The organism is Neobacillus canaveralius (assembly GCF_047237705.1).
GTDB lineage: Bacteria > Bacillota > Bacilli > Bacillales > Cytobacillaceae > Neobacillus > Neobacillus niacini_K.
On record NZ_JBDFLL010000001.1, the window covers coordinates 2,452,758 to 2,464,486 of the forward strand.

Annotated in this window: 12 protein-coding genes; 8 read left to right on the forward strand and 4 right to left on the reverse strand. The window is 36.2% G+C overall.

Annotated features, from left to right (window positions below; genetic code table 11):
- The first annotated feature begins 14 nt into the window (after positions 1-14).
- The gene (locus ABC255_RS12605; protein ID WP_335535875.1) at positions 15-377 is read left to right on the forward strand and encodes a group I truncated hemoglobin; all 363 of its coding nucleotides are present in this window, start codon (positions 15-17) and stop codon (positions 375-377) included.
- Between the two features lie 104 nt (positions 378-481).
- On the opposite strand, the gene ABC255_RS12610 is transcribed toward ABC255_RS12605, so the two are convergent.
- Entirely contained in the window at positions 482-904 is a 423-nt protein-coding gene (locus tag ABC255_RS12610; RefSeq protein ID WP_412993910.1) for an SRPBCC family protein, read from the reverse strand.
- Positions 905-1,012: 108 nt separating this feature from the next.
- Complete coding sequence (locus tag ABC255_RS12615) at positions 1,013-1,459, reverse strand: DUF1284 domain-containing protein (protein ID WP_412993912.1); 447 nt, start codon at positions 1,457-1,459, stop codon at positions 1,013-1,015.
- 281 nt (positions 1,460-1,740) lie between these two features.
- On the opposite strand from ABC255_RS12615, the gene ABC255_RS12620 reads away from it, so the two are divergent.
- From ABC255_RS12620 to ABC255_RS12640, 5 genes are all read left to right on the forward strand, one after another.
- Positions 1,741-2,100: a P-II family nitrogen regulator gene (locus ABC255_RS12620; RefSeq protein WP_335535878.1), complete on the forward strand. Its 360-nt coding sequence runs from the start codon at positions 1,741-1,743 to the stop codon at positions 2,098-2,100.
- Positions 2,101-2,105: 5 nt separating this feature from the next.
- Positions 2,106-3,419: an ammonium transporter gene (locus ABC255_RS12625; RefSeq protein WP_412993914.1), complete on the forward strand. Its 1,314-nt coding sequence runs from the start codon at positions 2,106-2,108 to the stop codon at positions 3,417-3,419.
- Positions 3,420-3,762: 343 nt separating this feature from the next.
- Positions 3,763-5,022, forward strand: coding sequence for an ATP-binding protein (locus tag ABC255_RS12630; protein ID WP_412993915.1), 1,260 nt, complete (start codon positions 3,763-3,765; stop codon positions 5,020-5,022).
- A 48-nt stretch (positions 5,023-5,070) separates the two neighbouring features.
- Positions 5,071-5,814 carry a DUF421 domain-containing protein gene (locus ABC255_RS12635; RefSeq protein WP_412993917.1) on the forward strand — a complete coding sequence of 248 codons (744 nt, stop codon included), beginning with the start codon at positions 5,071-5,073 and terminating at the stop codon, positions 5,812-5,814.
- Positions 5,815-5,870: 56 nt separating this feature from the next.
- Positions 5,871-6,029 (forward strand): hypothetical protein, encoded by a 159-nt coding sequence (locus ABC255_RS12640; protein WP_335529216.1) that lies wholly within the window; start codon positions 5,871-5,873, stop codon positions 6,027-6,029.
- Between the two features lie 715 nt (positions 6,030-6,744).
- Here ABC255_RS12640 and ABC255_RS12645 read toward each other — a convergent pair.
- Together ABC255_RS12645 and ABC255_RS12650 are read right to left on the reverse strand one after the other, a co-directional pair.
- The gene (locus ABC255_RS12645; protein WP_412993919.1) at positions 6,745-8,166 is read right to left on the reverse strand and encodes a Na+/H+ antiporter NhaC family protein; all 1,422 of its coding nucleotides are present in this window, start codon (positions 8,164-8,166) and stop codon (positions 6,745-6,747) included.
- Between the two features lie 128 nt (positions 8,167-8,294).
- Positions 8,295-9,008, reverse strand: a complete 714-nt coding sequence (locus ABC255_RS12650; RefSeq protein ID WP_412993921.1) for a metal-binding protein ZinT — start codon at positions 9,006-9,008, stop codon at positions 8,295-8,297.
- Positions 9,009-9,472: 464 nt separating this feature from the next.
- Here ABC255_RS12650 and rarD point away from each other — a divergent pair, with 464 nt between their 5' ends.
- Complete coding sequence (rarD, locus tag ABC255_RS12655; RefSeq protein ID WP_412993922.1) at positions 9,473-10,402, forward strand: EamA family transporter RarD; 930 nt, start codon at positions 9,473-9,475, stop codon at positions 10,400-10,402.
- Between the two features lie 218 nt (positions 10,403-10,620).
- Complete coding sequence (locus tag ABC255_RS12660; RefSeq protein ID WP_412993924.1) at positions 10,621-11,601, forward strand: alpha/beta hydrolase family protein; 981 nt, start codon at positions 10,621-10,623, stop codon at positions 11,599-11,601.
- The last annotated feature ends 128 nt before the right edge of the window (positions 11,602-11,729 follow it).

The following is an 11,729-nucleotide window of genomic DNA, read 5'->3' on the forward strand; positions in this document are numbered from 1 at the left end:
CAGGGAGTGTACATATGGAACAAAACCTTTATGAAAAAGTTGGCGGAAAAGAAGCGATTGCGAAAGTGGTAGACTATTTTTACTCCGAGTTGGTTCTTAAGGATGATACAGTAAATCATTTTTTTAAAGAAACAGATATGGAAAAACAACGCAGTCATCAGTCAAAATTCATTAGCTTTGCATTAGGTGGTCCAAATCAATATTCTGGACAATCTATGGCAAAAGCGCACGAAGGGATGAATCTTCAACCAGCCCATTTTAATGCAATCGTAAAACATCTACACGAAGCGCTTGCTCACTTTGGTGTGAATGAAACAGATATAGATACAGCATTAACAAAAGTAGCATCTCTACGAGACGATATATTGTATCAATAAAAGTTAACTAGAACATTGAAAAGAACCGAGCAAGATGAAGGCGTCAATACCTGTCACTTGCCCGGTTCTAATACTATCCTATTAAATGCCTTTATTTCCTAATCTTATTTTGAATTATTTACGTATTTTTTAAAATTATCTAAAATGGCCTGCCAGCCGGCTTCTTGCATCTCAATAGGATTGCTGTTTTCAGCATCAAAAGTTTCAATTACCTTTGTTTCGTCTCCTTGACGGATAAAAGAGATAGTAACTTTTCTTCCATCTTCTAAGGTGTAAGCAATACTCTCATTCAATCGTACATCATCATAAACCCCACCAAAATCGAATCCGAAACTGCCATCTTTAGCTTCCATTCTTGAAAGGAATTTCCCGCCAACTTGCAAATCATTTTCAGCAAATGGGGTGTGCCATTCTTCTGTTGCAGTGTTCCATTTTGTGATATGAGTTGGCTCTGTCCAATATTCCCAGACCTTTTCTACTGGTGCTTGGACCGTTGTTTCTACAATTATTTTTTTTGATGTTTCCATTTCACTTCCCGCCTCTCTTAATACCAATATCTACTTAAGCGTTTTGTCTAACAAAGAAGTCTGATTATATTTTAATTGATTTTATAAAGTTTTGCTATTTTTGAATAGTTAGAAATTACTCAAATTTTGTTTGTTGACTGAGGTCACTTCCCTTAAGCCTTTCCCATCAAGAATTTCTTGAATTCCTTCTTCACAAACTCCATATGACCTCCAGGAGCAAGATTTACATACACTTTGAATATCAGATGGGATGATATAGCTTCGGATGAGCAACTCAATGTCCTCCCAATTCACAATTTGTCCAATTGTAAGCCCTAACTTTTCTAATATAGCAGCGTCTCTTTCATAAATATTGTCATCTTGGCAGTGGTATATACCTGAGTTTGGGTACTTTTCACACAACTGATCAGGACCCTTTACAAGTTCAATTCTCGTCTTCGGGTTGTCTCTCAAGGTTTTGTGCAGAAGTGTCATATTTTCAACGTATTCTTGGGAATAGCCCATTCCCCGATAGCCCAAAAGGCAAAACAGATGATGACCTCTCAGCTTAAACATAATATCCCCCCCATTTCAAAACGTTTGGTTAAATATATATGTTAACTTTAATAGACAAATAGTTAACAAATCATAATAATCATAGCATATCCCAAGGGAAATTAGTTCGTTTGCACCCTGCCTAAATGTCTTTTTCTTTTTCGCTCTTAAAGACCTTTATATAATCCAAGATTTTACTATTTATAATTTTCGCAATTTATTATTGAAAGTTTTATTTGCATGGTATATTATTTACCGTATCGATGTTAGGAAACATAACATGAACCGGTGGTGGGATATACATGAAAAAAATTGAAGCAATTATAAGACCAGAAAGGCTCACTGAGACAATTAAGGGATTGAAGAATATTGGAGTTACAGGTTTTACAGTATCCCAGGTAGTTGGGAGGGGCAAACAGAAAGATACTCAGGGTGTCTATCGTGGAAAAAACTATAAAGTAACTCTTCATCCAAAAGTAAAATTGGAAATTGTTCTTTCAGATTATATGGTAGAACGTACCATAAAGAACATCGTTGATTCAGCCCAAACAGGAGAAGATGGGGACGGAAAAATTTACGTTTATCCGATTTTTGAAGCTTATAACATTAGAACAGGAAAAGCAGACTTTGATATTGATGAGTTAGTAGATAGGGAGGGCTAACAAACATGGAATTAATCTATTTAAATACCGTATGGATTGTGTTGGCAGCCGCTATGGTACTGTTTATGGAAGGCGGATTTAGTTTACTGGAAGCAGGTCTCGTTCGAACTAAAAATGCTGTCAATGTAACAATGAAGATATTTGTGGATTTAACGATAGGAGCTTTAGCTTTCTGGATGATTGGATTTGGCATTATGTTTGGGAATGATGCCTTCGGATTCATTGGTACTTCTTTATTTGGCAGTCCAGAAAAGATTGCCCTTTCGATTGAATTGCCTAGTACAGCCTTTGTACTATTCCAAATGGGATTTGCAGTAGCTTGTATCTCGATTGTTTCAGGTGCGGTAGCTGAACGTATGAACTTTAAAGCCTATATGTTAATTGCAGTACTAATTTGTATCCTTATATATCCACTTTCAGGTCATTGGATTTGGAACAGCGAAGGTTGGTTAGCAAAATTAGGAATGAAGGATTTTGCAGGTTCGGCTGCCATCCATGCTGTTGGAGGTTTTGCTGCTTTTGCTATTGCGAAAATATTGGGAGCAAGAAAAGGAAGATTTAATTCAGATGGAAGTGCGAATGTATTTGCACCTAGTAACATTCCTCTAGCTTCAGCTGGTGCGTTTATTTTATGGTTTGGTTGGTTCGCTTTTAATGCTGGTAGTACATTAGATGCTTCCAATACAGCCCTTGCATCTATTGCTATTAATACCATGCTTGCAGGAGCAAGTGGCGGTACTTCTGCCCTGCTTATTACATTGAAGAAGTTTGGTAAAGCAGATCCAAGTATGACGATTAATGGAGTATTATCTGGTCTAGTGGCGGTGACAGCTGGTTGTGCCTTTGTTTCTCAATGGAGTGCAATCATTATTGGGGCTATCAGTGGCTTAATTGTGATTAATGCAACACTTTTCGTTGACCATTTAAAAGTTGATGATCCAGTGGGAGCAGTAGCGGTTCACGGCTTCAATGGTGTATTTGGAACCATTGCGGTTGGATTGTTTGATAAAACTCAGGGGCTTTTAACAACAGGTGATTTCTCACTTATAAAAGTACAATTATTAGGTGCAGCAGTAGTAGTTGTATGGGGGCTTTTAGGCGGTGTATTTATGGCAAAGGTATGTGAAAAGACCGTTGGTTTACGAGCGAGTGAACGGGAAGAAGATGAAGGATTGGATATGTCATACCACGGTATTCCCGCTTATAATGAATTAGAACGATTCACAGATTTGCCTACTAGTTTATATAATTTTGAAGAAACAACAGGGATTACAGTCGCTCCTACTAGGGGAAATGAAATAAGAAGGAAAATTATTTAATCAATTTAGACAAGGAATTTTACAAAGAAGGATAGGTTGCTGCGGCAGCCTTTTTCTTATGGGGTTATCGATCAATGAAAATGGAATGATTGCAAAAGTCGTTGCGCCAAAGACCTAGAATATCAAACCATAATAGAAACATACCAAGATAAGCTTCAGTTAAAAGATATTGGCCATATTTTATATTAACTTTAATGTTAAAAAAACAAATTCGACAAATTATGGTAATAATAAAGTATAATGTGTAATGTATTAAATATTAATGTTTGATTAACAGGTATAAACATATAGAACATGATTATTGCAGGCTTCAGATACTGAAGAGATATGAAAGGTAACGAAAATGAGTATAATAAAGGATTTCTTGCTGCAGCTTACGTTTATGTTAATACCCATATTTATTCACTATACATTTATTACAGAGCGGGTAAAGAATGATAAAAATAGAAATTTAATAATGACCATTTTATGGGGAATATCAATCATAGCATGCATGTCCTTTCCAGTGGTTTTTGGTCAAAATGCTCGTTTAGAGTTAAGAATAATTCCTCTATTGTTAGGAACGTTATATGGCGGATTTTTGCCAGGAATCTTCCTATCAGCACTTATCATCTTTTATCGACTTTCTTTTGGCTTTGATATAGGTTTCTATAACACAGTTCTTGTTTTACTGTTATCCCTACCCGTAATGGTGTATTTTCAAAAATCATTTGCCAGTTCGAAAAAAGATATGAGAGTTAAAATTGCTGTGGGTCTTTCCTTTTATTACTGTCTGATTGGCTTAACGTTGTTAGGTGTTTTAAGAGGTTTTTCCAAGGAATATCTTACAGTTCCGATTATTCATCTTTTCTTTGCAGTCGTAGTCACTTGGTGCTTCACTATGTTAATTGAAGCAATAAGAGAAATACACCAGCTGCGCTTAGAAATGCAAAATTCGGAAAAATTACGTGTTATAGGAGAGTTAACCAGTGTTTTCGCTCATGAAATTAGAAACCCAATGCAAGCGACCCGTGGCTTTCTGCAACTTCTGAATGAGCCTGACTTGCCTGAGAAAAAGAAAGAATATATCCAAATATCCCTTGAAGAATTAGACCGTGCAAATGAAATTATTAATGATTTCTTATCTTTTGGAAAACCATCCATTCATGATAAGGAAAGAGTCAACATAGGTTATCAGATATTGCGTGTAGTAAATATTATTCAAAGCTTCACCTTCAACCGTAATGTTGAGATTAAAACTGATATTCAAGAAAACTGTTGGATATACGCTAATCCTCAAAAATTAAACCAGTCTTTAATTAATATTTTGAAGAATGCGATAGAGTCAATGCCGAACGGCGGAACGGTTTGGATTACATGTACTTCAACGGATGATCGGTATATTAAGATTACCATTAAGGATCAAGGAATTGGAATGACAAAAAAGCAAATTGATAGGCTTGGATCTCCTTATTATTCCTTAAAGGAAAGTGGGACAGGACTGGGAATGATGGTCAGTTTTCAAATCATACGTTCGTTCAAAGGTAAAATACAAGTGAACAGTGAGAAGGATATTGGGACTGAATTTGTTATTTTTTTACCCCAGATATCCCAGGAGAAATAGCTCAGTTAAGTGAACTGGGCTTTTTACTTTTTATAATGAGCTTGTTTTATGAACAAACTATTAGAAATGAACTTTATGGATTTAAAAAGGGGAGAAACAACGATGTTAGAATCGGTTGAAATTATTTTTCGAACCTTTACGGCTTTTATTTTATTATGGGTATTTGTCCAGCTCCTCGGTAAACAGACAATTGCTCAGAAGACCTATCACCTTTACATCGCATCAATTACAATGGGGACAATTGCAGGAAATCTAGCATTCAATATAAAAATTAAATTCATGTATTATATTATTTCCATTTGTATAATGGGCAGCATCGTTTATATGTTGAATCTTGTTGCAGTCCGAAATCACCGCTTCCGAAAATGGATTGCGGGAGAACCGGCTACTTTGATTCAAAAAGGCCAAATTCTTGTAGACACAATGGAACGAATGGGGTATTCATTAGATTCCCTTAAACAGGCTTTGCGAGGAAAAGATATCTTCAACTTAGATGAGGTGGAGTGTGCTATTTTAGAGGTAAATGGCTCACTCTCTGTATTAAAAAAAACACCATACCAAAATATCACCAAGCAGGATTTACGTATACTGCCCAATGCAGAAACTGTACCAATAGAGTTGGTTTATGATGGGAATATCTTATACGATAACTTATTGAAACACACTTACGATGAGGAATGGTTAATGGGTGAGCTTACCAAAAGAAACCTGTCTGTTAAAGACATCTCGTATGCCGTCGTAGGGACAAAAGGAAACTTATATATTGATTTGTTTCGGGATAAGATAGATTAATTTTGTTGGTGTTATGCAAATAATAAGAGAGTACACAATAATGGAGGAGGACTATAATGCAATCTAACCAACAAGCTAAAAAGAATATAGGTTCGATTATGAAGCCAGAATTTGCTGGAACTGATCCACAAAAGGTAAAACAAGAAATTCAAAAAGATGTAAGCCAGGGACAAGGTGCAATGACTTCCCGAGAGGCAGGAGCAATGCAAGATTAAAAAAACCACGCTGAGTGGTTTTTTTAGATTGTTTGACTTTTCCCTGTATGAAGGACAAATCTTTGAGAAGAATAGTGAGATTTGTCCTTAAGGCCCAGTATGAAGGACAAATCTTTAAGTAGCATAGTGAGATTTGTCCTTAAGACCATGTATGAAGGACAAATCTTTAAGTAGCATAGTGAGATTTGTCCTTAAGGCCCAGTATGAAGGACAAATCTTTGAGTAGCATAGTGAGATTTGTCCTTAAGACCCAGTATGAAGGACAAATCTTAAAGTAGCATAGTGAGATTTGTCCTTAAGACCCAGTATGAAGGACAAATCTTAAAGTAGCATAGTGAGATTTGTCCTTAAGACCATGTATGAAGGACAAATCTTAAAGTAGCATAGTGAGATTTGTCCTTAAGACCCAGTATGAAGGACAAATCTTTAAGTAGCATAGTGAGATTTGTCCTTAAGACCATGTATGAAGGACAAATCTTTAAGTAGCATAGTGAGATTTGTCCTTAAGACCATGTATGAAGGACAAATCTTTAAGTAGCATAGTGAGATTTGTCCTTAAGACTTCTTTAGAAACCTCTGAGATTTGTCTTTCAGAACCCGAAAAATCTATTTAGCTTGTTGCTATCACGTCCGTCAAAAAAATAGCGCTAGTTTACACAACATAAAAAGGAAATGGCAAGTGCATTTCACCCGCCATACCAAGTCTTTTCTTAAGTCATATAAAGAATGCCGCAGCCAGATAGAAGGCTATGGATATGACGCCGCCTATTACAGAAACCTTCAATTTATATCGCGCATATTCGACAATCGGCAAGTCCATGATGGAAGCGGTCGTAATCGTGGTATCTCCTAAAGGTGAGGCAAGTGCCCCGAAGGCTCCACTAGCAAATACAGCCCCTACGGTTAATGGGATAGACGCGCCTGTAGAGACCGCTAAACTAACGCCCAACGGCATAAATAATCCCCATGTTCCCCACGAGGATCCAATAAAGTAGCCTACCACAGAGCCGAGCAGGAAGATCGTTGCTGGAGTTAACCAAGCTGGTAGAAATGCACCTAAAGTCGAACTAATGAAGTTAGAAAAACCCAGGTCCTCAGCTGAAAGGGTTAATGACCAAATCAACACGAGCAAACTAATGGCCTCCATCATCTGATTCCCGCCATCATAAAAGTGATACAATAGCTCACTAAGATGTTGCTTTCTAATAATATAAAAAATCAACGATAGGATCAGTGTGATAAAAACCGCTAATAACATGACAAAGGTGGCATCTGCGATAGAAAAGGCATCGAATACGGTTTTTGCACCTTTACTCCTACCGTCCTGCCACAATAAAAACAGTGATAACCCTAAAAGTAAAAAGACTGGCACAATCAAGTTCCACGGCTGCGCTTTTACCATCGACAATTCCTTTTTTATACCAATTCGGTGAAATTCATGCTCTTCCTCTTCTAGTTGCTCTTGAACACCTTTTACACTCGAACCCTTTTTACCGCGATTCCAAAAGGTTTGAATCAATCCAATGATCAGCGTGGTAATGGCAAAAAAGTTAAACAGAATACTTAGTAAGAATACTTCATAGGGCGACATACCAAAATCCAACTCCCGAATACTGCCTTCCACCAAAGAAACCATGAAACCAACAAATGCGGTTGCGACCGGTAGGAGGACGATTACGGATTCCGTCGAAATGTCCATCGTCAGTCCAACTTTTTGCTTCGAGACATTCATTTTCTTAGCTAGGGATTTGACGACAGGTCCAATCATCATGATCCGGAACATCGGCATCATAAAGGTAAATGGGAGGGTAAGCCAAATCAATCCAAGCAGTCCGCGTTCATTTTTTATCTTCGTCCCAACCCATTCTGAAAAACCTTTAATCCCTCCAGAAATGTTCATCATTCCCACCAGCCCGCCAAACAAGTAGAGAAACCCGATGATTTTTATATTGGTCTCATCCGACAGGGTGGTGACCATATAGGAAACACTTTGAATCGTTCCATCTAATAAATCTGATGTGAAAATCAAAGAACCAACCACAAGTCCAACGACTAGACCCGGTAAGATATTTTTTAGCCAGATGGACATGGCAATAACAATGATAAATGGTAAAAGAGAAAGCCACGTATGTTCCAAAACCTCTTCCTCCTTCATGATATCGTGATTCTACATATTCATCTAGTGTTTCCATAACATAACGGGTCATGTATTTTCTTTGATATTGAAATGAAGAATGCGTCTCCATTCAGCATGGCCATTAATGATTAATGTGCATTCATTTCTTCTGCTATTTCATTACCACTTAAATTAGAAGGATAATAAGTTGGCCAATTCTCTAATTCATTTAAAAGAGTGTCATGCTCTTCATCCCCAAAATAAATATGGTAATGTTCTGATTTTGTTGGATAAATAATATGATCACTGAATTGAACATGTTTTGGCAACCCGTTTACTTCTCCAACTAAATCAAAAAGATAACGAACTCCTTTATTTCCAGATTCATAAGTTAAAATTTCGTATCCATGATACTTATATTCTCCTGTTTTTCTTTCTCCATTTTTATAAAAAGTGATCGTATTATCATTTATAACGATTCGCACAATGTCAGTTTCATACCCAACTTTATAATATTCTTTGTACTCTTGAAGAGTTTTATCTTTGTTTGTTTCGAATTTTTTCTGTAAGACCTTATCTAAACTTCCATCTAATAAAAATGGATAGACTGATTGCCAATCTCCTTCCCAATCTGATAATTCTCTATCTTCAACTTCGTCCTCTTGGAATAGCCCTGAATATATCTTTTGGTTTTTTTCATCATCGTGACTATGTATATGGTTATGATTATGGGAATGCACGGTACTTTCTTTAGATTCAGAAGAAGTATTTTTAACAGGTGTATCTACTTTTTCTTGGCACCCTGCCAGCATTGGACCTAATAAGGAAAACGCAACCATTGATTTTATAAGATCTTTTTTCATAAATAAAACTCTCCTTTTCCTTTTTAATAAAATAATAACAATTATGACTTATGTTTTTTCCTGGTACTTTAAAGAAGAAATATCAGTTGACAAAATCGTCCTCATATTTATCACCTTTCGTAAATTATTTAAAAAGGAACTTTATAAATCGTAATGGTTCCTTTTTATGCATTTATGAATATACTATGCTTTAAATTTTCTGTCAATATAAAACGTAATGATTATGATTTGTATTTTATAAAAAGATTATGAAGTATTCTTCATAAATTAAGAAGGGCTTTCCTTTAGATTGGCTTTGGCATGAAGATACTGCCTGTTAATGAATCATTGGTAATGGTAAGTCTACAGTATTGAAGAAGTGTTATAATCCTGGCATAAAAAGAATAGTGTGATATAATTACATGTGCTTTTTATAAAGGCGTGTTTACAACTTCGATAAAACAGAAACTGGGTGAAAAAAAGATATGGAACGTGAGAATACAAAAGGTATTTATTTTACTGCCGGTGCGTATATATTTTGGGGAGTTTTACCGATTTACTGGAAATTTATAGACCAAGTTTCAGCGCTTGAAATTTTGGCTCATCGAGTCATTTGGTCGTTTATTTTCGTTTTACTGATCGTAGGCATTTTGAAGCGGAAACTATTAAAAAACTTTTTTCAAGTTCAAATGAAACAAAAAAATACTTTGCTTGGACTTTTTCTTGCTTCAGTATTAATTAGTATTAATTGGTTTGTTTATATATTTGCTGTGAATACGAACCATATCGTGGAGGCAAGTTTAGGCTACTTTATCAATCCGCTTGTCGCCGTATTGTTAGGGGTTTTTGTATTAGGTGAAAAGATGAATGTATGGCAGGCAGTCTCATTTGTAGTGGCCGGAATCGGTGTAGTCTATATGACGCTGTCGCTTGGAACTTTCCCATGGATTGCACTAATTTTAGCCTTATCCTTTGGTTTTTATGGGCTGTCAAAGAAACTAATAAAAGTAGACTCCATTTTAGGCTTGCTGCTGGAAACATTGTTTATTGTACCGTTTGCTTTAATGTTTTTAGCATATTTAGGTGTAAATGGTCAGCATAGCTTCGCAACTGGGTCTCTTAAAAATGATTTATTTTTACTAGGATCGGGTATCGCTACAGCACTGCCGCTTTTATGGTTTGGGATTGGAGCACAAAAAATTCCACTCTACCTAGTGGGCTTCTTACAATATATTGCTCCGACTATCAGTTTACTGCTTGGAGTGCTTATTTACGGAGAGTCGTTTACGAAGGACCATGCGGTTACTTTTTCATGCATCTGGATTGCTTTAGTAATCTTCAGCATCTCCAATGTTCGCCAAATGATAAAGAAACGAAAAATATCAACTGTAGCCACAAATGCAAAGAGCATTTAGAAATGGCAGCACACCTTTAAAAGACTACTAAATTGTATTACAATTTGGTAGTTTTTTTTGTGATTTTTTTACAAAAGACAATCAATGGCTTCCACATAATAGCTGCTTTATCTGAATATACTAATAAAAAAATATATTTAAAAAACTTTGAACGATTTTGCTAACCTAGACGTTATATCTTTAGATTATCAAATATATGAATAAGGGCGATGAGAGTGATGGGTAAAGAGATGGAAGTGATGATAGAGGGAGAATATCCGTTAGCGGCAACTTTAACTATCCCAGAAGGAGTAATTGAAAAATACCCTTTGGTTGTTATGGTCCACGGAAGTGGTCCTATAGATCGAGATTCGAATGCTAAAGGAATGCCGATGAATATTTTTAAAGAATTAAGCGATTTGGTTGTGGCAGAAGGTTTTGCTAGCATTCGTTATGATAAAAGAGGCGTAGGTGCGAGTAAAGGGGACTATTACGAAACGGGAGTGCACGATTTAATCAACGATGCACAGGCGGTAGTAGAATTTGCTAAACAGCATCCAAACATAGACTCTGAGAATGTGATTTTACTAGGACACAGTGAAGGAAGTATTATCACACCATTCGTGAATGAAAAAGTCCCTGTAGATGGGATGATTCTTCTTGCAGGCACGGCTGAACCTTTAGCAGAAACGATGACTTGGCAACGCGAGGAAATAATCAAGGATGTAAGATCTGTAAAAGGATTTCAAGGATGGTTAATTCGATTTTTAAAAGTTGATCGAAAGATTACAAAAATGAATGAAGACTTAATACAGGCACTACTTGGCACGGACGCGCCTGTTATAAAGTATAAAGGGAAAAAAATTAACGCGAAATGGAATCGAGAGCATATTCAATTTGATGTATCAAAACCTCTACAGAAAGTCACTTGTTCTGTTCTAGCTATAACGGGTACAAAGGATGTAAACGTAAAGGTTAGCGATTTAGATAAAATCAAATCACTGGTTCAAGGTGAGTGTGAAACACATATTATTCAAGATATGACACATATGCTTCGGAAAACTGATGTGGAATACAGCATTAGCAAAATCATGAACAACAATAAAAAATCACTAAAACATCCTATTGATTCTGAATTAAAAGATAAAATTATTGCATGGTTACGAAACTGGAAAAATAGACAGATCAAAACTGAAAATGCCGAAATGCTGGTTAAATAAAATGTTTGCTGAAGAGTAGGGACTTCCATCCTTACTCATTTTTTGTTTGTAGCAGTTATGTGTTTCTAAATTGTTTCGGGTATTGCCAAAGTGTATACTTACTTAATGAACTTTTTTCAGATCACAGG